Source organism: Falsiroseomonas sp. E2-1-a20 (assembly GCF_051433195.1).
Taxonomy (GTDB): Bacteria; Pseudomonadota; Alphaproteobacteria; order Acetobacterales; family Acetobacteraceae; genus Falsiroseomonas.
The window spans coordinates 1-25,127 of the sequence record NZ_JBHMFT010000025.1; the positions used below are offsets into that span (position 1 = coordinate 1).

21 protein-coding genes and 1 tRNA gene are annotated in these 25,127 nt (G+C 71.0%); 11 read left to right on the plus strand and 11 right to left on the minus strand.

What is annotated here, in order from left to right; genetic code table 11:
• Positions 1-53 precede the first annotated feature (53 nt).
• The 4 genes from ACFHPP_RS23080 to ACFHPP_RS23095 all read right to left on the minus strand — a co-directional run bounded on the left by ACFHPP_RS23080 (position 54) and on the right by ACFHPP_RS23095 (position 4,617).
• A complete protein-coding gene (locus ACFHPP_RS23080; RefSeq protein ID WP_437165593.1) occupies positions 54-1,394 on the minus strand; it encodes an ABC transporter substrate-binding protein in 1,341 nt (446 codons plus the stop codon).
• Between the two features lie 34 nt (positions 1,395-1,428).
• Positions 1,429-2,475, minus strand: coding sequence for an ABC transporter ATP-binding protein (locus ACFHPP_RS23085; protein ID WP_437165594.1), 1,047 nt, complete (start codon positions 2,473-2,475; stop codon positions 1,429-1,431).
• 176 nt (positions 2,476-2,651) lie between these two features.
• Positions 2,652-3,626, minus strand: a complete 975-nt coding sequence (locus tag ACFHPP_RS23090) for an alpha-ketoacid dehydrogenase subunit beta (RefSeq protein WP_437165595.1) — start codon at positions 3,624-3,626, stop codon at positions 2,652-2,654.
• A 1-nt stretch (position 3,627) separates the two neighbouring features.
• Positions 3,628-4,617, minus strand: coding sequence for a thiamine pyrophosphate-dependent dehydrogenase E1 component subunit alpha (locus ACFHPP_RS23095; RefSeq protein ID WP_437165596.1), 990 nt, complete (start codon positions 4,615-4,617; stop codon positions 3,628-3,630).
• 92 nt (positions 4,618-4,709) lie between these two features.
• On the opposite strand from ACFHPP_RS23095, the gene ACFHPP_RS23100 reads away from it, so the two are divergent.
• From ACFHPP_RS23100 to ACFHPP_RS23110, 3 genes are all read left to right on the plus strand, one after another.
• Positions 4,710-5,519, plus strand: a complete 810-nt coding sequence (locus tag ACFHPP_RS23100; RefSeq protein ID WP_437165597.1) for a hypothetical protein — start codon at positions 4,710-4,712, stop codon at positions 5,517-5,519.
• Positions 5,520-5,521: 2 nt separating this feature from the next.
• The gene (locus ACFHPP_RS23105; RefSeq protein ID WP_437165598.1) at positions 5,522-7,252 is read left to right on the plus strand and encodes a thiamine pyrophosphate-binding protein; all 1,731 of its coding nucleotides are present in this window, start codon (positions 5,522-5,524) and stop codon (positions 7,250-7,252) included.
• Between the two features lie 98 nt (positions 7,253-7,350).
• Positions 7,351-8,895 carry an acyl-CoA synthetase gene (locus tag ACFHPP_RS23110; RefSeq protein ID WP_437165599.1) on the plus strand — a complete coding sequence of 515 codons (1,545 nt, stop codon included), beginning with the start codon at positions 7,351-7,353 and terminating at the stop codon, positions 8,893-8,895.
• A gap of 56 nt (positions 8,896-8,951) precedes the next feature.
• Here ACFHPP_RS23110 and ACFHPP_RS23115 read toward each other — a convergent pair whose 3' ends face one another.
• A complete protein-coding gene (locus ACFHPP_RS23115) occupies positions 8,952-9,221 on the minus strand; it encodes a cupin domain-containing protein (protein WP_437165600.1) in 270 nt (89 codons plus the stop codon).
• A gap of 66 nt (positions 9,222-9,287) precedes the next feature.
• Here ACFHPP_RS23115 and ACFHPP_RS23120 point away from each other — a divergent pair, with 66 nt between their 5' ends.
• From ACFHPP_RS23120 to ACFHPP_RS23130, 3 genes are read left to right on the plus strand one after another with little or no spacing between them, the layout of a single operon-like run.
• Complete coding sequence (locus ACFHPP_RS23120; protein ID WP_437165601.1) at positions 9,288-10,517, plus strand: amidohydrolase family protein; 1,230 nt, start codon at positions 9,288-9,290, stop codon at positions 10,515-10,517.
• Positions 10,514-11,473 (plus strand): polysaccharide deacetylase family protein, encoded by a 960-nt coding sequence (locus tag ACFHPP_RS23125; RefSeq protein WP_437165602.1) that lies wholly within the window; start codon positions 10,514-10,516, stop codon positions 11,471-11,473. Before ACFHPP_RS23120 ends, ACFHPP_RS23125 begins: the two co-directional genes overlap by 4 nt.
• On the plus strand, positions 11,470-12,354 hold the full coding sequence (locus ACFHPP_RS23130; protein WP_437165603.1) for a polysaccharide deacetylase family protein: 885 nt from the start codon (positions 11,470-11,472) through the stop codon (positions 12,352-12,354). Before ACFHPP_RS23125 ends, ACFHPP_RS23130 begins: the two co-directional genes overlap by 4 nt.
• Here the strand turns inward: ACFHPP_RS23130 and ACFHPP_RS23135 are convergent.
• The gene (locus ACFHPP_RS23135; protein ID WP_437165604.1) at positions 12,347-12,631 is read right to left on the minus strand and encodes a hypothetical protein; all 285 of its coding nucleotides are present in this window, start codon (positions 12,629-12,631) and stop codon (positions 12,347-12,349) included. The genes ACFHPP_RS23130 and ACFHPP_RS23135 overlap by 8 nt on opposite strands.
• A 122-nt stretch (positions 12,632-12,753) precedes the next feature.
• Here ACFHPP_RS23135 and ACFHPP_RS23140 point away from each other — a divergent pair, with 122 nt between their 5' ends.
• Complete coding sequence (locus ACFHPP_RS23140) at positions 12,754-13,377, plus strand: glutathione S-transferase family protein (RefSeq protein ID WP_437165605.1); 624 nt, start codon at positions 12,754-12,756, stop codon at positions 13,375-13,377.
• A 53-nt stretch (positions 13,378-13,430) separates the two neighbouring features.
• Here ACFHPP_RS23140 and ACFHPP_RS23145 read toward each other — a convergent pair whose 3' ends face one another.
• The gene (locus tag ACFHPP_RS23145; protein ID WP_437165606.1) at positions 13,431-15,383 is read right to left on the minus strand and encodes an alpha/beta hydrolase domain-containing protein; all 1,953 of its coding nucleotides are present in this window, start codon (positions 15,381-15,383) and stop codon (positions 13,431-13,433) included.
• A gap of 162 nt (positions 15,384-15,545) precedes the next feature.
• Between ACFHPP_RS23145 and ACFHPP_RS23150 the strand changes: the two genes are divergently transcribed.
• Positions 15,546-15,637 (plus strand) — tRNA-Ser (locus ACFHPP_RS23150).
• 237 nt (positions 15,638-15,874) lie between these two features.
• Positions 15,875-18,085 carry a catalase/peroxidase HPI gene (gene katG, locus ACFHPP_RS23155; RefSeq protein WP_437165607.1) on the plus strand — a complete coding sequence of 737 codons (2,211 nt, stop codon included), beginning with the start codon at positions 15,875-15,877 and terminating at the stop codon, positions 18,083-18,085.
• Positions 18,086-18,263: 178 nt separating this feature from the next.
• On the opposite strand, the gene abc-f is transcribed toward katG, so the two are convergent.
• A complete protein-coding gene (gene abc-f, locus ACFHPP_RS23160; RefSeq protein WP_437165608.1) occupies positions 18,264-19,886 on the minus strand; it encodes a ribosomal protection-like ABC-F family protein in 1,623 nt (540 codons plus the stop codon).
• A 129-nt stretch (positions 19,887-20,015) separates the two neighbouring features.
• On the opposite strand from abc-f, the gene ACFHPP_RS23165 reads away from it, so the two are divergent.
• Complete coding sequence (locus ACFHPP_RS23165; RefSeq protein ID WP_437165609.1) at positions 20,016-20,189, plus strand: hypothetical protein; 174 nt, start codon at positions 20,016-20,018, stop codon at positions 20,187-20,189.
• Between the two features lie 324 nt (positions 20,190-20,513).
• On the opposite strand, the gene ACFHPP_RS23170 is transcribed toward ACFHPP_RS23165, so the two are convergent.
• Together ACFHPP_RS23170 and ACFHPP_RS23175 are read right to left on the minus strand one after the other, a co-directional pair.
• A complete protein-coding gene (locus ACFHPP_RS23170) occupies positions 20,514-20,852 on the minus strand; it encodes a hypothetical protein (protein ID WP_437165610.1) in 339 nt (112 codons plus the stop codon).
• A gap of 69 nt (positions 20,853-20,921) precedes the next feature.
• On the minus strand, positions 20,922-21,656 hold the full coding sequence (locus tag ACFHPP_RS23175) for an SH3 domain-containing protein (RefSeq protein ID WP_437165611.1): 735 nt from the start codon (positions 21,654-21,656) through the stop codon (positions 20,922-20,924).
• Positions 21,657-21,850: 194 nt separating this feature from the next.
• Here ACFHPP_RS23175 and ACFHPP_RS23180 point away from each other — a divergent pair, with 194 nt between their 5' ends.
• On the plus strand, positions 21,851-22,612 hold the full coding sequence (locus ACFHPP_RS23180) for an SDR family NAD(P)-dependent oxidoreductase (RefSeq protein ID WP_437165612.1): 762 nt from the start codon (positions 21,851-21,853) through the stop codon (positions 22,610-22,612).
• Here ACFHPP_RS23180 and ACFHPP_RS23185 read toward each other — a convergent pair.
• The gene (locus tag ACFHPP_RS23185; protein WP_437165613.1) at positions 22,595-25,060 is read right to left on the minus strand and encodes a PAS domain-containing protein; all 2,466 of its coding nucleotides are present in this window, start codon (positions 25,058-25,060) and stop codon (positions 22,595-22,597) included. The genes ACFHPP_RS23180 and ACFHPP_RS23185 overlap by 18 nt on opposite strands.
• Positions 25,061-25,127: the final 67 nt, after the last annotated feature.

Below are 25,127 nucleotides of genomic sequence, written 5' to 3' on the forward strand. Positions count from 1 at the left end.
CCCCTCCCCCCCCCCCCCCCCCCCCCCCCCCCCCCCCCCCCCCAACCAGGTTGCTAACGGCGCGAGCGGAAGAAGCGGCGCGCCTGGCGCTCCGCCTCGGACGCCGCCTGCTGCGGCGTGGCCTGGCCGGAGGCGACGGAGGCGCACATCTGCACCATGACGTAGTTGGCATTTGCCGCCGCCGAGGCCTCGCTGATTGGCCCCTTGTAGCCGGCGTAGAACGACGTATCCATGACGCCCTTGAACACCGAGATCTTCGGGTCGCCGCTCGACCACGTCGCGCTCTCGTTGTAGGCGTTCAGCGGCTGCGACCAGTAGCCAAGGTTCGCCTGCAGCCATGGGTCGTACTGCTCCGCCTCCAGCATGAACTGCAGGAAGGCCTTGGAGGCGTTCGGGAAGCGGCTGTGCTTGAACACCATGGCGTTCAGCGTCAGCCCCGCCATCGGCGAGGTCTGCTGCGTCCCCTTAGGCAGCAGTGACATGTAGGTGTCGTCGGCGATCGCCGCCATGGCCGGATCGTTTTTCAGCGAGAAGTACAGCGACACCCCGTTCGCCGTCATGTGGCATTCGCCGGCGGAATAGGCCCGGTTGTTGCTGATGTCGCCCCAGGCGATCGTGCCGGGGATGAAGGTCGGGTACAATTCCTTCAGATATTCCAGCGCGCGGATCGTCTCCGGCCGGTTGATGGCGACGTTGTTCTCCTCGTCCACCAGGTAGCCGCCGAAGGACCAGACCAGCCACTGCGCGAAGCCGTTGCCGTCGCCCACGGCATTGCCGAGCGCGAAGCCGGATGGCTTGCCCGCCCGCTTCAACTCCTGCGACAGCTTCAGGTAGCGGTCATGGTCATCCGGGGGCGCGTCGAAGCCGACTGAGTTCAGCGTGGACTTGCGCCACACCAGCGGGCCGCCGGAGGCCCCGAAAGGCAGGCCGACCCACATGTCGCTGTTGGCGCGCTTGCCGTAGCGCTGCGCCATGGTCTTCCAGCCACCGTATTTCTGGCCGATGTAGGTGGCGACATCCGCCAAGTCGTGCAGCTTGTCGGCGTAGATGTGCGGCGCCTCGTTGAAGCCGATGATCAGGTCCGGCCCGGCGCCCGTATTCGCGGTGACGGCGGTCTGCTGGGTGATGTCCTCCCAGCCCACGAAGTCGACGCGGACCTCGACGCCGGTTCGCTGCGTGAAGCGCGCGGCATTGGCGCGGAACACCTCCTCATCCGGCTGGACGAAGCGCACGGGGCGCAGCATGCGCAGCGTCGCGCCCTGCTCGATCGGCAGGCTGGGCGCCGTCGCGGATTGGGTCGGGATCGCGTTGCCGCTCTGCGCTGCGGCCTGGCCAAGCGCGAGCGCCGATCCGGTCAGGGCGAGTGCGGCGCGTCGGGTAATCAGATGTGCCATTTTCTTGCTTCCTCCTGTTTGCGTTTCTTGGTTGTCAGTTCGCCAGGCGCGCTCCATCCGGTCCGAACAGATGCACCATGCCGAGGTCGGGCAGGACCCGCAGCTTGTCGCCGGGTCGTCCCTGCACGCGCTCGCGGAAGGCGCCGGTTAGTACCGTCTCGCCCACCCGCAGCGTCACCTGTGTCTCGGACCCCGTCGGCTCCACCAGCACGATGGTGCCCTCCACCCCGTTCTCCGCCAGGCTCATATGCTCCGGCCGGATGCCGTAGGTGGCGACGTTGGTGTGCGCGTGCGGCGGCAGCGGCAGCAGCGCGCCGCCGGTGGTCCGGAAGCCGCCATCCGCCACCGATCCTGGCAGCAGGTTCATCGCCGGGCTGCCAATGAACCCCGCTACGAACAGGTTCGCCGGCCTGTCGTACAGCGCCAGCGGCGCACCCGCCTGCTCGATCCGGCCGGCATTCATCACCACGATCTGGTCGGCCATGGTCATGGCCTCGATCTGGTCATGCGTCACATAGATGGTGGTGGTCGCCAGCCGCTGCTGCAACTCGCGGATCTCGGAACGCATCTGCACGCGCAGCTTGGCATCCAGGTTGGACAGCGGCTCGTCGAACAGGAAGACCTGCGGATGCCGCACGATGGCGCGACCCATGGCAACGCGCTGCCGCTGCCCTCCAGAAAGCTGCCGCGGATAGCGGTCCAGCAGCACGTCCAGGCCCAGGATCTTGGCGGCGCGCTGCACCTCCTCCTCCATGATCGCGGCCGGCGCCTTCGCCAGCTTCATGGAGAACGCCATGTTCTGCCGCACCGTCATGTGCGGGTACAGCGCGTAGTTCTGGAACACCATCGCGATGTCCCGGTCCTTCGGCGGCACGTTGTTCACGACGCGGCCATCGATGGCGATCTCGCCGCCACTGATGTTCTCCAGCCCCGCGATCATCCGCAGCAGCGTGGATTTGCCGCAACCCGAGGGGCCGACGAGGACGACGAATTCGCCATCCGCGATCTCCACGTCGACGCCGTGCAGGATGCGCGTGGTGCCGAAGGATTTGAGCGCCTGACGCACCGAAACCGTTGCCATACCGTCTCCTGGCTCCCCCTGGCGCGCCACCTTGCCGGGGCTGCGCAGTCGAAAGCTACACACGCCTCTGCGAAGCGCGCAACCTCGCCCGCGCCCGGTCGAGGTTGGCTTTGCCGGGCTAAGGCCGCGCGAGCGTCACGTGCCGCACCGATGCTGCATGGCAGCAAGCGCCCGCCTCAGGCGCGCATCAGCGCCTCGGCCGCCGCCACGATCTTCGCCGTATCCACCTTCAGCGCATCCTCCAGCGGTGGCGAGAAGGGCACCGGCACCCGCGCCTGCCCGAGCCGCGCCACAGCCTTCACGCCCTGCGTGCCGAGCCGCTCCACGACACGGGCCACCACCTCCCCGCCGAAGCCGCCGGTGGTCACCGCCTCATGCACCACCAGCAGCCGCCCGGTGCGCCGCACGGACTCGACCACGGCGTCCTCATCCCACGGCCACAGCGTCCGCAGATCCAGCACATCCGCCGCGATGCCCCGCGCCGCCAGCATCTCCGCCGCCTCCTCCACCTGCGGCACGATGGCGGACCACGTCACCAGCGTCAGGTCGCCACCGGCCCGCGCGTGCCGCGCCTGGCCGAACGGAATCGGCTCGATCACCTCCGCCACCTCGCCCACCAGCGGAAACAGGTTCTTCGGGTCGAAGAACAGCACCGGGTCGTCGCTGCGGATCGCCGAGACCAGCAGGCCCGCCACATCCGCGGGCGTCGACGGCACCGCCACCACCAGACCCGGAATATGCGTGAACCAGCTCTCCAGCGTCTGCGAATGCTGCGCCGCGGAATTGCGCCAGATGCCGTGCGGCATGCGGATCACCACCGCCGGCCGCGCCTGGCCGCCGAACATGTAGCGCACCTTGGCGACCTGGTTCACCAGCTCGTCCATCGCGCACATGACGAAGTCGAAGATCCGCATCTCGATGATCGGCCGCGTGCCGACCAGCGCCGCACCAAGCCCGGCGCCCATGATGACGCTTTCGCTGATCGGGGTGGAGACGATGCGGGCCTCGCCGAACTCCTCCAGGAAGCCGCGATACTGCCCGAACAGCCCGCCGCGCGCGACATCCTCGCCCAGCACCCAGATGCTGGGATCGCGCCGCATCTCCTGCTGCGCGGCCAGCCGGGCGGCTTCCACCAACGTGATCATGGCCATCTCAGGCGGCTCCCCGCTGGCTAGCTGGGCCCTGCACGTCTTCCCAGGCCACGGCCGGGTCCGGCCAGGGCGCCGTCAGCGCCGCCGCCCGCGCGGCCGACATTTCCCCGAACGCCTCGCCGCGCACCGCCTCCAGCGTCGCCTCCGCCACGCCCTCCGCCGCCAGCCGCGCGGCCAGCCGCCCGATCGGCTCCGCCGCCCGCGCCGCCGCCACATCCTCCGCGCGCCGCCAGGCCGCCGGGTCGCTGCTGGTATGCCCGGTGATGCGATAGGTCGTGGCGTGCAGCAATTGCGGCCCCGATCCGCCGCGAATCTCCGCCACCAGGCGCGACGCCGCCGCATCCACCGCCGCCGCGTCGTTGCCGTCGACGCTCAGCGCCGGCACGCCCAGCGCCTCGGACCGTGCCGCGACGCCCGGCCCCGCCGTCACGCTCGCGGTCGCGGTGAAGGCCGCCACGCCATTGTCCTCGCAGACAAACAGCACCGGCAGCCGGTACAGCGCCGCCCAGTTCAGCCCCTCCAGGAACGGACCGCGGTTGATCGCGCCGTCGCCGAAGAAGCAGGCGACGATCGAATCCCGCCCGAGCAGCTTCAGCCCCTGCGCCGCCCCCACCGCGATCGGGATGCCCCCTGCCACCACGCCATTGGCGCCCAGCATGCCGACGCTGAAATCCGCGATGTGCATGGACCCGCCCTTGCCGCGGCAATGCCCGCCGGCGCGGCCGAACAGCTCCTCCATCATGCCGGACACGCCCGCGCCCTTGGCCAGCGCATGCCCGTGCCCGCGATGGTTGGAGGTGATGCGGTCATCCCGCCGCAGGTTCAGGCAGACCCCCGCCGCCACCGCCTCCTGCCCGACCGAGACATGCAGCGGCCCGGGAATCTCCCCCGCCTTGTGCGCCGCCTGGGCGGTCTCCTCGAAAGCGCGGATGCGGCACATCATCGTATAGAGCGCCAGCAATCGCGCGCGGTTGTCGCCCGTCCCGGTCATTCGGCCACCCCGTTTCCCCGCCCCCGCGTGATGGGGGGCTTGCGGAGCATGCGTCAGCGCGCGAAGGAATCAAGCCGGGGGAGGTACAAAGCATGTCGGATGCCGCGCCGCTGGTGCTGGACAGCGTGACGCAACTGGACGCCAGTTCGCGCGGCCTGGTCGCCTGCTGCGCCAGCCATGGCGGCGTCTATGCCGCCTGGTACGCCGCCCGCCTCGGCGTCGCCGGGCTGATCCTGCACGATGCCGGCATCGGCCGCGAAAGGGCAGGGGTCGGCGGGCTGGACTGGCTGGAGGGTCGCTTCGTCCCCGCTGCCGCCGTATCCCACCACTCCGCCCGGATCGGCGATGGCGCGGACATGCTGGCGCGTGGCGTGCTGTCCCTCGTCAACGGCCCGGCCACGGCGCTCGGCCTGGTGCCCGGCATGTCGGTGCGCGCCGCCATGGCCCGCCTGATCGCCGCCCGCCTGCCGGCTGCCGAGGCGCCCGGCGCCAAGGACGAGGCGCGGCGCGAAATCACCACGGATGGCCCCCTCCGCATCATCGCGCTCGATTCCAACGGCCTGGTGACGCAGGAGGATGCCGGCCACATCGTCGTCACCGGCTCGCATGGCGGCCTGCTCGGCGGCAAGCCGGCCAGCGCGGTGAAGGCCGATGTCTTCGCCGCCATCTACAACGACGCCGGCATCGGCATCGATGGCGCCGGCACCTCCCGCCTCCCGGCGCTCGCCGCCCGCGGCATCGCCGGCGCCACCGTCTCCTGCTTCTCCGCCCGCATCGGCGATGGCATGAGCAGCTGGGAAGACGGCTACGTCTCCGCCCTGAACGAGGTCGCCATCCGTCGTGGCGGCCGCATCGGCCATTCCACCCGCGACCTCGTCGCCTGCCTGCTGGAGAGCCTGTGACCATGTCCGCGAACGCCACCCGCCGCATGACCGGCGGCGCCGCCCTGGCCGAGATGCTGAAGCTGCACGAATCCGGCCCGATGTTCGGCATGGGCGGGTTTCAGCTACTGCCGTTCTACGAAGCCTGCCGGGTCCTCGGCGTACAGCACCACCTCATCAACGACGAGCGCTGCGGCGCCTTCGCGGCGGATGCCTATGCCCGCGTCACCAACCGCCCCGGCCTGGTGGACGGCACCCTCGGCCCGGGTGCGACGAACCTGGCGACCGGCCTGGCCGAGGCCTTCAACGCCGGCATGCCGATGGTCGCCATCATCGGCGACGCCAACCGCCAGCACGCCTGGAAGAACATGACGCAGGAGGCACGGCAATTCGACGTGCTGCGCCCGCTGGTCAAGGAAGCGATCCGCGTCGAGGTCATCTCCCGCATCCCCGAGCACATCCGCCGCGCCTTCGCCGTCGCCACCTCCGGCCGCCCCGGCCCGGTGCTGCTCGCGGTGCCGGAGGATGTGGCGCATGGCGAACATGATTTCGACGCCGGCGACTTCTGGTTCGACCCGGGCACGCTGCGCGCCCAGTCCCGCCGATCCCGCCCGGCGCAGGACGATCTGTCCCGCGCCGCAGCGCTGCTGGCCAAGGCCCAGCGCCCCTTGATCCTGGCAGGCGGCGGCATCCATATCAGCGAGGCGCACGAGGCCCTGCTGGCCCTGGCCGAATCGCAGGGCATTCCCGTCGCCCACACCATGTCCGGCAAGGGCGCCATCGGCTGCAACCACGCGCTGTCCGCCGGCGTCTTCGGCCGCTACTCCCGCATCGCCAACGACCTGATCGGGATGAGCGACTGCCTGCTGGTCGTCGGCTGCAAGCTCGGCGAGATCGCCACCAAGCGCTTCACCCTCATCCCGCCCGGCGTGCCGCTGATCCACGCCGACATCGTCGCCGAGGAAATCGGCCGCACCACCCGCCAGGACGTGGCCCTCGTCGGCGACGCCCGCTGCACGCTGGAGGATCTGCACGCCGCCCTCGGCCGCCACACCGACCGCCGCGCCGAATGGTGCGCGGAGGTGCCGCGGCGCATGGCCGCCTGGCTCGAATCCGCGAAGGACCGGCTGGAATCCGTCGAGACGCCGATCAATGTCGGCCGCCTGATGGGCGAGTTGAACCGCATCCTGCCGGAAGACGCCGTGCTGGTCGCCGATGGCGGCTTCGCCGGCCATTGGGGCGGCCTGCTGTTCGACACCAAGCGCGCCGGCCGCGGCTTCGTCGCCGATCGCGGCTTCGCCTCCATCGGCTACGGCGTGCCCGGCGGCATCGGCGCACAGATCGGCGTCGGCCCGAAGCGCCGCGTGGTCGCGCTGACCGGCGATGGCGGCTTCAACATGTCGATGGGCGACCTGGAGACCGCGCGCCGCGTCGGCGCCCCCATCGTCGCCTGCATCTTCAACAACGCCGCCTCCGGCTACGTGAAGGCCCTGCAGCACGCCGTCTTCGGCCCCGGCAGCTACCAGTCCAGCGACCTGGTCGAGATGAATTATTCCGACATTGCCAACACCATGGGCTGCAAGGGCATCCGCGTCGAGGACCCCGAGAAGCTGGCCGGCGCGCTGCGCACCGGCCTCGAGAACACGGACACGCCGACGATCCTCGATATCGTCGTGACGCGCGACCCGGCGAAGATGCTGCCCGCCGCCGACAACCGCACCCTGAAGGTCGAAAAAGGCGACAGGCCCGTCTGATGCCCCCCGCCACCGCCGATAGCCCTCTCCCCCCACTTCCGGGGGGAGGAGCGCCGTCGCAGTGCGACGTCGGGGTGAGGGGGCCTCGCGCCACCGCCATGAATCTCGGCCGCCTCCTCACCCAGACCGCCCGCCGCCTCCCCGACCACCCCGCCCTGGTCTGGCGCGACCGCACATGGACCTTCGCGGACCTCGACGCCCGCGTGGACCGCCTGGCCCAGGCGCTCCGCGCCCTCGGCGTCGCCAAGGGCGACCGTGTGCTGGTGCACTCCCGCAACACCAACGCGATGTTCGAATCGACCTTCGCCTGCTTCAAGATCGGCGCCGTCTGGGTCCCCACCAACTACCGCCTGACCCCCGCCGAGGTGTCCTACCTGGGCGCCTCCTCCCGCGCCGTCGTCCTGCTGCGCGACGGTGGCTTCACCGCGCATGCCGAGGCGGTGCGCGACGCCAACCCGCATCTGCGCCACGTCATCGCCGTGGGCGATGCCGGGGCAGGGGAGCACGACTACGAAACCCTGCTCGCCGCCGCCACGCCGCCGCCGCCGGACCACGAGGCCGATGTCGAACACGCCGACCCCTGCTGGTTCTTCTACACCTCCGGCACCACCGGCCGCCCCAAGGCGGCAGTTCTGACGCACGGCCAGATGGCCTTCGTGGTAACCAACCACCTGGCCGACCTGATGCCCGGCACCACCGAACGCGACGCCTCCCTCGTCGTCGCGCCGCTGTCGCACGGCGCCGGCATCCACCAGCTGGCCCAGGTCGCGCGCGGCGCCGCCACCATCCTGCTGCCCGGCGAGAAGCTGGACCCCGAGGACGCCTTCACGCTCATCGCCCGCCACCGCGCCAGCAACATGTTCACCGTGCCGACGATCCTGACGGCCCTGGTCCGCCACCCGGCCGCCGACCGCCACGACCATTCCAGCCTGCGCCACGTCATCTACGCCGGCGCGCCCATGTATGCCGCCGACCAGCAGGAAGCGCTGGCGAAGCTCGGCCCCTGCCTGGTGCAGTATTTCGGCCTCGGCGAAGTCACCGGCAACATCACCGTCCTGCGCCCCGACCAGCACGGGCCGGAGAACGCCGGAAGCTGCGGCACCGCCCGCACGGGCATGGACATTTCCATCCAGTCCGAGGACGGCGCGCGCCTGCCGCCCGGCGAGATCGGCGAGATCTGCGTCCGCGGCCCCGCCGTCTTCGCCGGCTACTTCGAGAACGACGAGGCGAACGCGAAGGCCTTCGCCGGCGGCTGGTTCCACACCGGCGACCTCGGCCGCCTCGATGCCCGCGGCTTCCTGTTCATCACCGGCCGCGGCTCGGACATGTACATCTCCGGCGGCTCCAACGTGTATCCGCGCGAGGCCGAGGAGGCGATCCTGACGCATGCCGCCGTGGCCGAGGTCGCGGTCGTCGGCCTGCCGCACCCGAAATGGGGCGAGGCCGGCGTCGCCTGCCTCGTCTGCCGCGAGGGCTTGTCGGTGACCGAGGCCGAGATCCTCGCCCACCTCGCCCCCCGCCTCGCCCGCTACAAGCAGCCGCTGCGCGTCGTGGTCTGGGACGCCCTGCCCAAATCCGGCTACGGCAAGGTCCCGAAATCCCTCATCCGCGCCCGCCTCGCCGAGGACGACATCAGCTTCTGATCCCTCTCCCGCTTGCGGGAGAGGGTGGCCGCGCAGCGGCCGGGTGAGGGCCTGCGCTACCTCCGCCGCCCCGCCACATACCGCGCCCCCTCCGCCCCCGCGACCTCCGCATGCCGCGCATCCCGCGCCACCTCGAACACCGCCCCCGCCGGATAGGCCCGCCGCGCTCCGCCCTGTTCCAGCACCAGCTCCCCCGCCAGGATCAGCAACCTGGCATCGAACGGATGCGCATGCTCCGGCGTCGCCTCCCCCGCCGCCAGGCTGCGCTCCACCGTCTCGCCGAAGCCATCCCGCGCCAGCCCCGCCTCGAACGCCGCCCGCTCCATCGCCGCCTCCCTTGCCCCGCCGCCAAACCGGTCTAGCCTGGGCTCAACTATCGCCCGGAGCCGCCGATGACCGCCACCCTCTTCGCCAACGCCCGCCTGCTCGACGGCACCACCGATGCCGAGGGCCATGTGCTGGTCGAGGACGGCCGGATCCGGGAGGTCTCCGACAAGCCGCTGAACTTGGCTGCCGCCCGCACCGTCGACCTGCGCGGCCGCACCCTGATGCCCGGCCTGATCGACGCGCATGTCCACGTCATCGCCTCCGAGGTGAACCTCGCCCGCCACGCCCTGCTGCCGGATGCCCTGGTCGCCTTCCGCGCGGCCAGGATCATGCACGGCATGCTGATGCGCGGCTTCACCACGCTGCGCGACCTCGGCGGCGCCACCAACGGCCTGCGCCTCGCCCGCGACGAGGGCCATTTCGACGCGCCCCGCATGATCATCTGCGGCAAGGCGATCTCCGCCACCGGCGGCCACAGCGACGGCCGCGGCCGGCACGACAGCCGCGACATGGCCTATCTGGAGGCCCGACTCGGCTGCCTCGGCCGCCTCGCCGATGGCGTCGATGCCGTGCGCCGCGCCTGCCGGGAGGAGATCAAGGCCGGCGCGGACTACATAAAGATCATGGCCAACGGCGGCGTCGCCTCCCCCACCGATCCCATCGCCTTCCTCGGCTACTCCAAGGACGAGATGCGCGCCGCGGTCGAGGAAGCCGCCATGGCGCAGACCTATGTCGCCGCCCACCTCTACACGGACGAGGCGATCGCCCGCGCCGTGGAATGCGGCGTGCACAGCCTGGAGCACTGCAACCTGATCACGGAGGCCACCGCCCGCACCGCCGCCAAGGCCGGCGCCATCGCCTGCCCGACACTCGTGACCTACGAGGCGCTGAAGTCGGAGGGCGCCTCGCTCGGCCTCGATGCCGTCAGCGTCGGCAAGATCGACACGGTGCGGCTGGCCGGCCTCGAAAGCCTTGAGAGGATGCACCGCGCCGGCCTGACCATGGCCTTCGGCACCGATCTGCTCGGCGAGATGCACCGCCACCAGTCGGACGAGTTCACCATCCGTGGCCGCGTCCTGCCCGCCATCGAGGTGATCCGCAGCACCACGATCCACGCCGCGAAGCTGCTGCGCATGGAGGGCCAAATCGGCACCCTCGCCACCGGCGCCTTCGCCGATTTGATCGTGGTCGATGGCGACCCGCTGAAGGATCTTTCCCTCCTGACCGGCCAGGGGCGTCACATGCCCGCCATCATGCTCGACGGCCGCTTCGTGAAGGACCAGCTTGCCGCATGATCGCGCCGGAGGACCGCATCCCGCACGCCCCGCTGCCGTTCCGCCCCAGGCTCACCTGGCCGAACGACGCGCGGCTGGCGGTCTGGGTCTGTCCGAACATCGAGCATTACGAGTTCCTGCCCGCCCAGCAGGGCAGCCCGCGCGACCCCTGGCCCCGCACGCCGCATCCGGACGTGCTGTCCTATTCCCTGAAGGACTACGGCAACCGCGCCGGTGTCTGGCGGATGATGCAGGTGCTGGACCTGCACGGCATCCGCGGCAGCGTCTCCTTCAGCATGGCGGTCGGGGAGATGTTCCCCGAGATCCTCGACGCCATGCTGACCCGCGACTGGGACGTGTTCAGCCACGGGCTGTTCAACACCCGCTACCACTGGAACCTGCCCGAGGACGCCGAGCGCGCCGAGATCGAGGCCAGCGTCGAAGCCTGGCGCCGCATGACGGGGAAGCAGTTGCGCGGCTGGTTCTCCCCCGCCGCCTCCAACACCCTGCTGACGCCCGACCTCGTCGTGGAAGCCGGCATCTCCTACCTCTGCGACTTCTATCACGACGACCAGCCGACCCCGATCCGCACCCGCACCGGCCGCCTGATCTCGCTGCCCTACACCATGGATCTGAACGACGCGGTGATGATCGGCGCCGGCGCCGCGGAGGGCGAGGATTTCCTGCGCGCCGGACTCGACATGTTCGAGACGCTCTACGCCGAAGGTGCGACGCAGCCGCGCGTCATGTGCATCGCCCTGCACCCCTACATCATGGGCCGCCCCCACCGCATCCGCTTCCTCGACCAGCTCCTGGCCCACATCCGCCGCCACGACGGCATCTGGTTCGCCACCGGCGCCGAAATGGCCGACTGGTATTTCGCGCATCACTACGAAAAAGCCCTCTCCCCCCGCTCGGGGGGAGAGGGTTGGGTGAGGGGGGCTGCGGGGCTCGAACAGGGCTCATCTCCCCGATGACCCACCCCGGCCCCGACCACGCCCTGCACCCCTTCAGCTCGCAGCCATCCCGCCCCGATTTCCGCTGGCCCGGTGGCACAAAGCTCGCCGTCTACCTGCTGCTGCATCTCGAGCACACCGAGATCACGCCCCCCGCCGACAGCCACCGCGACCCCCGCTTCCGCGGCGCCTTCTTCAGCGGCTCCCCGGACTGGACCGGATACACCCAGCGCGACTACGGCAACCGCATCGGCGCCTGGCGCATCCTGAACCTGCTCGATGCCCTGCACCTGCCGGCCTCCGTCGCCGTCAACCTGATGGCCGCGGAACGCCACCCCGAACTCATCGCCGCCTGCCGCGAGCGCGGCTACGAACCCGTCGCGCACGGCATATCTGCCAGCCGCATGACCACCTCCCGCCTCACCGAGACCGAGGAAGCCGCCGGCATCGCCTCGGTGCGGGACGCGCTCGCGAAAATCTGGCCCGGCGCCACTGGTTGGCTCGGCCAGGACCACGGCGCCACCGCCGCCACCACGCGCCTGCTGGCCGAGGCCGGCTTCACCTACGGCCTGGACTGGGCGAATGACGACGAGCCCTACCTGCACGCCTCCGGCCTGCTCGCCCTGCCGCCGCCCGCCGAATGGGACGATGTCCAGACCCTGCACCTGCGGCGCGTCCCGGTGACGCGCTGGCCGGCCCTGGTGGCGGAGGCGCTGGACCGCCTGCTGGCCGAACCCCGCGGCGGCCGCGTGCTCGGGCTTGGCATCCACCCCTGGCTGTTCGGCGCCCCCCACCGCATCCGCTACCTGGCCGAGTCGCTCTCCGACCTCGCGCGCCGGACGGACCTGCACCTCGCGACGGCGGGACAACTGGCGGCAGAGGCCCGCGCCGCCCTCAGATGAACTGCCCGCGCAGGAATCCCAGCGCGGGCAGGGGGCTCCAGCCCTTCGGCAGATCGGCGCGGCGGACCGGCGCCACGCTGTAATGCGGCACCGGCTGCTTCGACCGCCGCAGGAAATCCTCATAGGCCGAGACCTGCTGCGCCCGCCACGCCCGGTCCTCCAGCGCCGCCATCCGGCTGCGGTAGACATTGGCGACGCGCGACTTCCGCCCGGCGGTGGCGATCACCGCCCAGAGCGTGTCCTCCTCTCGGGCGCCGGGGCTCACGGCGCCGATCATGGCGGCTGGGTTCACCGCCTCAGGCTCGCAAACCCGCCGGCCCCCGGTCAAGCACCACGCTTGTCTCTTTCCCGGGCCGTCGCGCCATGGGATCAAACCGCAAGCCAAGGAGACGCGCGCGCATGATCGACCTCTACACCTGGAACACGCCGAACGGCCGCAAGATCTCGGTCGCCCTGGAGGAAATGGGGCTGCCCTACGCCGTCCACACGGTGAACATCTCCAAGAACGAGCAGTTCGAGCCCGCGTTCCTGAAAATCTCCCCGAACAACCGCATCCCCGCGATCATCGACCCGGACGGCCCCGGCGGCACCCCGATCAGCGTCTTCGAATCCGGCGCGATCCTGCTGTACCTCGCCGAGAAAACCGGGAAATTCATGCCGAAGGACCCGCGCGGCAAGGTCGAGGTCACCGAATGGCTGATGTGGCAGATGGGCGGCTTCGGCCCGATGCCCGGCCAGGTCCACCACTTCCTGATGCAGCCCGAGGGCCCGGCCCGCGACTACGGCTTCAACCGCTACCACACGGAGACCAAGCGCCTGTACGGCGTGCTGGACCGCCGCCTCGCCGGCCGCGATTTCGTGGCGGGCGAACTCAGCATCGCGGACTTCGCCATCCTCGGCTGGGCCTGGCGGCATGAGCGCCACATGGTCCCCTTCGACGACCTGCCCAACGTCGCCGCCTGGTACGACCGCCTGATGTCCCGCCCCGCCACCCAGCGCGGCTTCGAAATCCCCTTGTCGTAACAAAAGCCCTCTCCCCCCGCTTGGGGGGAGAGGGTTGGGTGAGGGGGGCCTCCCTACCGTCGCAACCTTGCCAGGCTGTCGCCGGAAGCCGCCGCCGCAATCCCCTCCAAATCCGCCGGCAGCAGCAGCCTCTCCGCCGCCAGCCGCTCCGCCGCCGCCTTCACCGCCGCCACATAGGCCTCCGGCGTCGCATACCGCTCGGCCAGCGATGGCCGCGGGTCCCCCGCCGCCTCCCGCTCCGCCCGCGTCGCCGCGAACGGCACCACCGCGCCCGTGTTGTAGCACAGCGCCCCCTCCGCAAACCCCGCCGAGCGCGGGTTCCACCCGGTGTAGGTCGCCCTCGGCACGTCGATCACCGGCGTCCGCAGCCCGCCCACCGCATTGCCATCCGCATCCACCCGCGGCACCAGCACCACGTATTCCCCGCGCACCACCGGCGGGATCACCTCATTGTCCACCAGTTGCGCCGGCCCCACCGTGCCGCGGTAGCCCAGCGCCGGGATTGCGGGATAGGCGCCCTCCACCGGCACCAGCGTGCCATGCGCCCGCATCGGGAAGCGGCTGGCCGGCGGCTCCACCCCCTCCCGCACCCAGGCTTCCATCGCCACCAGCAGCGCCCGCATCGGGGCGCCGGCCTGCAGCGGGTTCACCGGCAGGGCACAGCGGTTGATCCGGTTGGCCACCGCCGTCACCGGCGCGAAATGCGGATGCCCGGTCAGCGCATAGGCCCGCACCTCCGGCGGCAGGTCCAGGTGGTTGCCCTGCGTATCCGTCACCAGCAGCGAGGCGCGCGCGCCCCAGAACTCATACTCGCTGTCGGTCTGCATGATGCGCGGGCAGGTGGCGCTGACGCGGCAGCGCAGCAGCAGCCCGTCGCGCCGCCCGGTCAGGTGGTCCTCCGTCACCGCATAGGTGAAGGGGAACTGGTCGGCCGGGTAATGCCGGTCCGCATGCGGCGTCGGGTTGCGGCCAGGCTGGGCGAAGCGCGCATTGGTGTAGCTGCGCCGCGTGCCCGGGATATGCGGCAGCATCGCCTCATACACCTGGCGGCCGCGCTCATCCTCGTTGAACCCGAGATACAGGTAGTCCCGCACCATCCGCCCGGATTGCGAGATGCCGTGCAGCACCGCCCGGTCCACCACGACCCGCCCGCCCACCGCCAGCGGGTTCGCCGCGCCCCGCTCCCGCCGCAGGAAGGTCGCCACGTCCCGCACCGCCGCGAAGGCGATGCCCTGCACGGTGGGGTCCTTCGCCGTGTAGATGAATTCATACAGCGCCCCGGCATCAAGCCCCGGCGGCCGCGTGATCTCGATCCGCTGCGGGTCCAGGAAGCGGAAGGACAGCCCGGCCGGCGTCTCCCGCGCATCCCCGGCCTGGACCCGCGCGGTGATCGTCGCGCCCGCCTCGCTGGCTGCCGGATAGGTCAGCCGCACGGTCACCGGGCTGGTGGTGTTGTCGAACAGGAACTCCTCGCGCGACCGCGCCGTGACGCCCGGCACCACCGGCGCCTCCAGCCGCAGCCCGGCGCCGCGGCCCTCGCCCGGCGGGATGTCGGCCTGCCAGCCGACCCAGACCATGGTGTAGCCCTGGCGCATCAGGAAGCCGTTGCCCGGCTCCCGGTTCAGCAGCAGCGCGTTGACGGCGCCATCATTGTACAGCGCCCCCATCAGCTCCCGCCCGCGATTCGGCACCTCCACGATCATCGTGCCGTTGCCGCGCAGCGGCTCCGCCGGCCGCAGGATCACCACCTCCGTCACCGCCTCGACGCGCCCCTGCGCGTTGCGCGGCGCGCGGTCCAGGTCGACGATCACAGCGTTGCGCGGGTCCGCCGGGTCCAGCGACAGGGTCGCCCGCGCCGCGATCCGCTCGTACCGCCCGGCTTCGCCGAAGGACTGCCCGTTGAAGGCCGGCTCCGCCGCGCCGGTGATCTCGAAGCGCGAGACCTCGGCGGCCGCAGGGGCCACCCAGCCGAAAACGCCCGCCAGGGCCAAGGCGCCGATCCGCATCTGTCGTTCCCCCCGCAGCCCTTGCCGGGCCGATCATTGTCCTGCCGTGAAGCTTGTTCCCGCCACCAGCGCCACGCAAGCATCACGCCGCGCAGCCGCTTGCTCCGCCGCCCCCAGCCCGCTAGAACCCCCCGGCATACGTCGTGCAACTTCACACCCTGAGGAGGGGTGGCCGAGTGGCTGAAGGCGACGGTTTGCTAAACCGTTATAGGGGTAAAACCCTATCGAGGGTTCGAATCCCTTCCCCTCCTCCACGCCTGGTCATCCCGCACTGGTTCAAGCAGCGCCCACGCGCGCCTCGTGGGTTGCGATAGACGCCATCAATCGTCTCGTTCGATTCTTGGTCATTCCCTTTCCTGCGGATTTGGCTACCTAAGGCGTGATGGCTGAGGGATCATGCCCCAGCCGCCCCGGACCCCGGGGTCATGCCACTTCCCAGGCGCCGGCCCGCACCATCGGCCAGCGCCACGACGCCAGGAAAGGTCAACAAAATGGACGGAAACAGCGGCCCGATCGCCGGCAAGTGCCCGGTGATGCATGGCGCCCCCAAGAACGCGACCTTCGCCGGCCGGTCCAACCGCGACTGGTGGCCGAACCAGCTCAACCTCCGCATCCTGCACCAGAATTCCGCCCTGTCGGACCCGATGGGCCCGGCCTTCAACTACGCCGAGAAGTTCAAGACGCTGGACCTGGAGGCGGTGCGCCAGGACCTCTACGCGCTGATGACGGACAGCCAGGAGTGGTGGCCCGCCGACTACGGCCATTACGGCCCGTTCTTCATCCGCATGGCCTGGCACAGCGCCGGCACCTACCGCACCGGCGATGGCCGCGGCGGCGCCTCCTCCGGCACCCTGCGCTTCGCCCCCCTGAACAGCTGGCCGGACAACGGCAACCTGGACAAGGCGCGCCGCCTGCTGTGGCCGATCAAGCAGAAATACGGCGATGCGCTGTCCTGGGCGGACCTCATGGTCCTCACCGGCAACTGCGCGCTCGAATCCATGGGCTTCAAGACCTTCGGCTTCGGCGGCGGCCGCGCCGACATCTGGGAGCCGGAGGAAGACATCTACTGGGGCAACGAGGACACCTGGCTCGGCGACAAGCGCTACACCGGTGACCGCGCGCTGGAAAACCCGCTCGCCGCCGTGCAGATGGGCCTGATCTACGTGAACCCGGAAGGCCCGAACGGCCAGCCGGACCCGATGGCCTCCGCCCGCGACATCCGCGAGACCTTCGCGCGCATGGCGATGAACGACGAGGAAACGGTGGCTCTCGCCGCCGGCGGCCACACCTTCGGCAAGTGCCACGGCGCCGGCGACGCCGCGCTGGTCGGCCGCGAACCCGAGGGTGCGAGCATCGAGGAGATGGGCCTCGGCTGGAAGAACGCCTTCGGCACCGGCAAGGGTGTCCACACCATCACCAGCGGCATCGAGGGCGCCTGGACCAACAACCCGACGCAGTGGGACAACGGCTACTTCGACAACCTGCTGAACTACGAGTGGGAGCTGACGAAGAGCCCCGCCGGCGCCTGGCAGTGGACCCCGGTGAACCCGGAAGCCGCCGGCACCGTGCCGGATGCGCATGACCCGTCGAAGCGCCACGCGCCGATGATGACGACGGCCGACATGGCGCTGAAGACGGACCCGGCCTACCTGGAAATCTCCAAGCGCTTCCACGCGAACCCCGACCAGTTCGCCGATGCCTTCGCCCGCGCCTGGTACAAGCTGACGCATCGCGACATGGGCCCGCCCGCCCGCTACCTCGGCCCGCTCGTGCCGTCCGAGGAGCTGATCTGGCAGGACCCGGTCCCGCCGGTGACGCATCCGCTGGTCGATTCGCAGGACGTGGCTGCGCTGAAGTCGCGCATCCTCGCCTCCGGCCTGTCGATCCCGCAGCTCGTCGCCACCGCCTGGGCCTCCGCCTCCACCTACCGCGCCTCCGACAAGCGCGGCGGCGCCAACGGCGCGCGCCTCCGCCTGGCGCCGCAGAAGGACTGGGAGGTGAACGAACCCGCCCAGCTCGCCACCGTGCTGACGACGCTGGAGGACATCCAGAAATCCTTCAATGCATCCCAGCCCGGCGGCAAGCAGGTCTCGCTCGCCGACCTCATCGTGCTCGCCGGTTGCGCCGCGGTGGAGAAGGCGGCGCACAACGCCGGCCACGACGTGCAGGTGCCCTTCACCCCGGGCCGCACCGATGCGTCGCAGGAGCAGACGGATGTCGACAGCTTCGGCGTGCTGGATCCGACGGCGGATGGCTTCCGCAACTACCTGAAGACCAACTACAGCGTCTCGGCGGAGGAACTGCTGGTCGATCGCGCCCAGCTTCTGACTTTGACGGCGCCGGAGATGACGGTCCTCATCGGCGGCCTGCGTTCGCTGAACGCCAACGTCGCCGGGTCGCGGCACGGCGTCTTCACGCAGCGGATGGATGCGCTGACCAACGACTTCTTCACCAACCTGCTGGACATGGGCACCGCCTGGAGCCCCGCCAGCGACGCGGCGGACGTCTTCGAAGGCCGCGACCGCAAGACCGGCGCGGTGAAGTGGACCGGCACCCGCGTCGACCTGGTCTTCGGCTCCAACTCCCAGCTCCGCGCCCTGGCCGAGGTCTATGCCAGCAACGGCGCGGAGGCGAAGTTCGTGAAGGATTTCGTCGCCGCCTGGACCAAGGTCATGAACCTCGACCGCTTCGACCTGGCCTGACGCCTTCTCCCTCTCCCCCCACGGGGGGAGAGGGTCGGGGTGATGGGGGGGCCTGCCAATCAGGCGGCCGAAGCGGGCAATCCGCGAAGCCTCATCCTGTTCTATCGCACATGGCGCTGGCGTCACGCGCCCCCTCACCCAACCCTCTCCCCCCCGGGGGGAGAGGGCTCCTCGGGCATCAGGCGTGCAGCCCCGGCGCCTCCTGCCCGGTCCGCGCCACATACTCCGTGTACCCGCCATCATACTGGTGCAGCCCCTCCGGCGTCAGCTCCAGCACCCGGTTCGACAGCGCCGCCAGAAAATGCCGGTCGTGCGAGACGAACAGCATCGTCCCCTCGAACTGCGACAACGCCCCGATCAGCATCTCCTTCGTCGCCATGTCCAGGTGATTGGTCGGCTCGTCCAGCACCAGAAAATTCGGCGGGTCGAACAGCATCGTCGCCATCACCAGCCGCGCCTTCTCGCCCCCCGACAGCACCCGGCAGCGCTTCTCCACCTCATCGCCCGAAAATCCGAAGCAGCCGGCCAGCGACCGCAGCGCGCCCTGTCCCGCGCGCGGAAACGCATTTTCGAGCGACTGGAACACGCTCAATTCGCCATCCAGAAGGTCCATCGCGTGCTGCGCAAAGTAACCCAGCTTCACGCTGCCCCCGAGCGTCACGGTCCCCGCATCCGGCTCGGTCGATCCCGTCACCAGCTTCAGCAGCGTGGATTTGCCCGCGCCGTTGATGCCCATGACGCAGCAGCGCTCCCGCCGCCGCACCAGCAGGTCCAGCCCGTCATAGATCACGCGCTGGCCGTAGCGCTTGTGCACGCCCTGCAGCTTCGCCACGTCGTCACCGGACCGCGGCGCCGGCGGCAGGTCGAACATCACCGTCTGGCGCCGCTTCGGCGGCTCCACCCGGTCGATTTTCTCCAGCTTCTTCACCCGGCTCTGCACCTGCGCCGCGTGGCTGGCGCGCGCCTTGAAGCGCTCGATGAAGTTGATCTCCTTCGCCAGCATCGCCTGCTGCCGTTCGAACTGCGCCTGCTGCTGCTTGTCGGCCATCGCGCGCTGCTGTTCGTAGAATTCGTAGCCGCCGGAATAGGCGGTCAGCGTGCCGCCATCGATCTCGATGATCTTGTTGACGATGCGCTTCATGAATTCGCGGTCGTGCGAGGTCATCAGCAGCGCGCCGTCATAGCCGGTCAGGAAGGTCTCCAGCCAGATCAGGCTTTCCAGGTCCAGGTGGTTGCTCGGTTCGTCCAGCAGCATCACGTCCGGCCGCATCAGCAGGATGCGCGCCAGCGCGACCCGCATCTTCCAGCCGCCGGACAGCGCGCCGACATCACCGTCCATCATCTCCTGGCTGAAACTGAGCCCGGCCAGCACTTCCCGCGCCCGCCCGTCCAGCGCGTAGCCGTCGAGTTCCTCGAACCGCGCCTGCACCTCGCCGAAGCGCTCGATGATGCGATCGAGGTCATGCGCCTGGTCCGGGTCCGCCATCGCCGCTTCCAACGCGGACAGCTCCGCCGCCACGGTGCTGACGGCGCCGGCGCCGTCCATCACCTCGGCGACGGCGCTGCGGCCCGACATCTCGCCGACATCCTGGCTGAAGAAGCCGATGCTGACGCCGCGGTCGACCAGCACGATCCCCTCATCCGGCGGCTCCTGCCCCGTGATCATGCGGAACAGCGTCGTCTTGCCCGCCCCGTTCGGCCCCACCAGCCCGATCTTCTCGCCGCGCTGGAGCGCCGCGGAGGCCTCCACGAAGACAAGCTGCTGGCCGTTCTGCTTGCTGATGTTGTCGAGTCTGATCATGAGGAACCCAGGTCTGCATGCGGTTTGGCCGGCTTATGGCATGCGCCGCCGCGCCTGTCCGTGCGCGAACCCGCGGCGCTGCCTTGCGTTGTGATGCTTCCGATTCCGAACGATCGAAAGGACAGCCCGATGTCATCCCCCGCCACCCAGGAACCCGGCCCCCCGAAGCCGGACCGCAAACCGGACCCCGGCCCCGCGCCGGTCGGCCCCGCCGTCCACCCCACGCCGCAGCAGCCCGCCGAGACGCCGAAGGACCCCGGCAAGGCACCCCCCGGCCCGGCGGTCGAGCACGGCAGCCGCTAGAGCATTTTCAAGTCAGGCGGATACGCCTGACGGCTCGGAAAATGCGCCAAATCAACAGCTAGGGCCGTTTCACCTGTGCATGGCGCAGGTGAAACGGCCCTAGCCCGGTCCCCGTCAAACGCCCTTCAGCCTGCCGCCGACCGGCCACGGCGGCGTTCTCGAGCGCGGAACCTTCGGGGGAAGGGGCACGCAGATGCCGGACCCGGGCACGGACGACAGGGGCCCGCGCATCCGCGGCGGCCGCATGGGTGGCCGGCCTGGTGAACCCCGGCTGGTCGAAATCGAGGTCGGCGCCATCCGCGGCCGCTGACCTCCGAAGCCGGATCAGCGCGGCACCAGGCCCGGCGCGCGCCCCGGCGTGCCGGGCGGCGGGATCACCGGCGTGGTGTTCGGCGCCGGGACCGGCACGCTGCCCTGGATGCCCGGGTCGATGCCCATCGGCGGCCGCACCACGCCCCGCGGCACGCCACCGCCCTCGCGCTCCCCCACGATGTCATTGCCCGTCGGCCCACCGCCCGAGCGGTCCGGCCGGCGCTGGTCGTCCTCGGGCCGTGGCCGCTCGGCTTCCGGCGCAGCCTGGCCGCGCGGGTCCGCCGGGACCGCGGTCTGCGCCAGCGCAGGGCCCGCGGCCAGCGCCGAGACCATCAGCAGGGCCGGGATCATCCTCGCATCCGGCATCATCATCGCCTCCTGGCTGTCAGGACTGAACGTCCGCCAGGCAGGCCCGTTGCCTCAGGGCGCCGGGCCCAGCAGGCTGGAATGCGCCCAGCCCAGCGGCGCGCCATCCTCGCCCACCTGCAGCCAGCCACCCGCCGCCTCGGCATGCACCGTCAGCACCTGGCCGCGCTGCGCCGTCATCAGGATCTCGGCGCTGCCGCTCGGCCCGGCCCGCACCCTTACCGGCGAGATCACCGCCACGCGCCCCTGCGCGCCAGGCTCCGCCACCTGCTCCACCACCGGCAGCGCGCTCATCACCTCCGCCGGGACCAACGCCGGTGCCGGCTGGGGCCCGCGGCAGTAGCGATCCCACGGCCCACCCATCGTCGTGAAGCGCGGCAGGCCCGGCCCGGCTTCCAGGATCACCATGGGGGCACGGGCCTGCGGCGGCGCCCGGCCGTCCCGCACCGCCACGGCGATGGCGGCCGCATCGGCCCGGTACAGCAGCACGCGCGCGACAACGGGCTGACCCTCCAGCGTGCCGCACACCGCCACCTCATCCGGCTGCCCCGCCGCATGCAGCACGACGCCCGACAGATCGGCGGAGGCCCGCGCCTCCCGCAGATGCGCGCGCACCGCCGCCACCGCCCGCGCTTCCTCCTCCACCGGATGCCCGCTGGCCCCCATCGGCATGGGCGCGGAGGTCGCCTCCCCACCCGGCGCACCGACGCGCCCGCCACCGAATGCGAGCGCGCCGACCCCGCCGGCAATGACCACCGCCAATACGAAAGCGGCTTTCGGAAACGCCATGGCAGCCCAATTCCCCGTCGCGCAAAGTTTCGTCGCGCATTTGCTGGTCGCGCACCGGATGATGCGCCTGCCTCAACAACGTTCCGCACCGCGGGAAGTTCGCCGACCACGCATCGAATTCCGTACGCCCCTCGGCGCCCGGCGCCGCGCATGCGAGCCTCCCGCCATCGCGCCGCAGCCAGGAGCCAGCCCGAATGCGTTTCCAGGATCGCAAGGTCGTCATCACCGGCGCCGCCGGCGTCTACGGTCGCGAACTCGCCGCCGCCTTCGCCGCCGAGGGCGCCACCCTGTTCCTGACCGACCGCGATCCGGCCGCGCTGCCCGCCCCCGCCGGCCTGCCGCCGCACCGCCTCACCCTGCACGCCGCCGACCTGGCGCAGGATGCCGCCCTCGATGCGCTCACCGCCGCCGCCCTGGCCGGCGGCGCGCCGCACATCCTCATCAACAACGCCGGCATCTACCCCTTCATCCCGCTGATGGAGGTAACGCCCGCCGAATACGACCGCATCCAGTCGATCAACGTCCGCGCGCCCTTCCGCCTGATGCAGGGCATCGGCGCCGCGATGGCGCAGGCGGGGCGCGGCGCCATCGTCAATGTCAGCTCCACCGCGGCCGAGGTCATCCGCGGCAACGGCGTGCCCTACGGCGCCTCCAAATGCAGCCTGGAATACCTCTCCCGCGCCTTCGCCCTCGAACTCGGCTCGTCCGGCGTCCGCGTGAACTGCGCCCGCCCCGGCTTCGCCGAGGGCAGCGCGGAGGTCGCCATGCCGGCAGGCTATGCCGAGGCGATCACCGCCCGCGGCCTGCTGCGCCGCGCCATCCGACCCGGTGAATTCGCCGAGGCGGTCCTGTTCCTGTGTTCCGACGCCGCCGGCTTCATCACCGGCACCGTGCTGGACTCCGCCGGCGGCGGCGCCATCAACCGCCGCGAGGGCGCCTCAACCCGCAGTCGATGAGGCGTCCGGGACCCGCGCCTTCGGCACTGCCTCCGCGGCCAGCACGCGCGCCACCGGCAGCCTGATGTCGAGTCGCAGCCCCTCGGCCAGCCAATGCCAGACGGTGCCGCCGCCGAGTTGCGATCGCACCGTGGTATCCACCACCCGCGAGCCGAAGCCGCGCCGTGCCGGCGGCGCGGCCGGCGGCCCGCCGGTCTCCACCCATTCCAGCAGCAATGCCCCATCCCGCACCCGCCAGGCCACATGCAGCGCCCCGGTCGCGCGCGACAGCGCGCCGTACTTCGTCGCGTTGGTCGCCAGTTCATGCACGGCCATGGCCAGTGGCTGGATCGCAGAGGCCGCCAGGACCATGGCCGGTCCTTCCAGCACCACGCGCGGGCCGCCGGCCCCATCGGCGAAGGGCGCCAGCGCGCCCTCCAGCACCCTGCACAGCTCCGTCCCGGCCCAGCTGGTCTCGGAGAGCAGGTCCTGCGCCCGGGCCAGCGCATCGATGCGGCCCTCGACCGCCGTGGCAAAGGCTTCCGGTTCCTCCCGCGGCGTCAGCCGCAGCGCCGCCTTCACCACCGCCAGCGCATTCTTGGCGCGATGGTCCACCTCCCGCAGCAACAGCACCTGGCGCTCCTCCGCCAGCCGCCGCGCCGTCACGTCCACCGCGCCACCCATCAGGCGCACCAGCCCACCCGCATCGTCGCGCGTCGCGCGCCCCCGGTCCCACAGCCAGGCCCAGCCGCCATCGGCTCGCCGCACCCGGTACTCCAGCGCGAAATCCTCCAGCCCCCGGTCCTGCTCCAGCTGCCGCACCGTGGCCAGCACGCGCGCGATATCCTCGGGGTGGATGCGCGCGTTCCAGGCCTCGATATCCGGCGGCACCGCAACGCCCAGCAGCGCCGCGACGCCGGAGGTCCGGTCCACCCGGCCGGTGGTGAAATCCCACTCATAGACGAAGCCGGACATGGCGGCGGAGGCCACCTCGAAGCGCTCCTCGGCACGGCGCTGCTGCGTGATGTCGATGTCGATGCCGATCAGCGTCGCCGGCTCGCCGCCCTCGGCCGGGTACAGCCGCGCCCGGCACAGCAGCCACACCACCTCCCGCTGGCCACCCGGCATCCGCCGGAACACGCGGAAGGTGAGGGACATGCTGCCCTCGGAAAGCGCCGCCGTGGCCGCCAGGCGCAGCTTCTCCCGGTCCTCCGGGTGCACCTGCGGCAGGAAGGCCTCGAGGTCGCCGATCTCCCCATCCGCGGCCGCGTCCCACCCGAGCAGCCCGTACATCTCCTCCGACCACCGCAGCCGTCCGCTGCCCGGCTCCCAGGACCAGGATGCCGCGCTGGCCGCCTGCTGCGCCATGCGGAGCAGCCTTTCCCGGTCGCGAAGATCCTGCGTCCGCTCCTCCACCCGCCGTTCCAGGGCCGCGTTCGCCGCCACCAGCGCCCGCTGCCGCCGCTGCACCGCCAGGGCCAGAAGCGCCAGCAGCAGGGCGGAGGAACCCGCGAGGGTCGCCTGCGGCAGCACCGCATCCCGCCAGGCCGCCACGATGGTCGCGCGCTGCCGCCCCAAGGCCGCATAGACCGGCCAGTCGCCACCCACCCGCCGCAGCGCCATCAGCCGCTCGGCGCCGTCGAGGCGCGAGGTCGCGCGCAGCACCGCCCGCTCCGCGCCCTCCGCCATCGGGGCGCGCAGCGGGCTGCCGGGGCTCAGCCGCGCACCGTCCGGAGCATCGGGAAAGCCTTCCGACCGGGCCAGCAACGCGCCATCCGCCCGCAGCAGCGTCACCACATCCCCCGGCGCCGCCAGCGCGGCGAGGGAAGGGTTCACCTGTTCAAGATAGACCGAGGCATTGACGATGCCGTCATAGGCTTCCGCCGGCAGCCCGTTGCCGGTCTGGGACCGCCGCGCCGTCACCGCGAAATAGGGTCGCCGCGTCGACTGCCCGGTATAGATCTGGCTGACATGCACCCAGGGCGCATCGGGCCCACGCAGCGCCTGGTTGAAGTCGCGTTGCGCCAGCACCGGGTTGGGCTCCGGCACCGGCAGCAGGTTGCCGGCGACCAGCGGGGCTGCATCGCGGTCAAAGACGAAAAGGTAGAACCCGGCTTCGCTCGCCGGCCCACGCTCCGCCGCCAAGTCATTCAGCGCCGCGCTGAACTCCGCCTCGCGCGCCCGGATCGTGGCGTCGTCCAGGCCGGCCAGCAGGTCGTTCGCGCGGTCCAGCCGCAGCACCTGCGCCTCGAGCAGCCGTCGGGCATATTCCGCCGCCGCATCCGCGGTGCGCGCCACCTCGGCCTCGGCGCCCTGCCACGCGGCCTCCCAGGCCCGCCAGGCGGAGACGCCCAGCACCAGCAGCGGCGCCAGCACCGCCGCTACCAGCCACCAGCGTGCCGGCGCGGCCAGCCTGGCTGCCCTGCCATCCCGTCCTGCCGTGGTCATCGCCCGAGACAGCTGGTCCAAGCCAAGTGCGCCAATCAAGGTTACAAAGTCGTTGGCAGCGCCTCGCCGGACGCCAGCCTCACGGTCA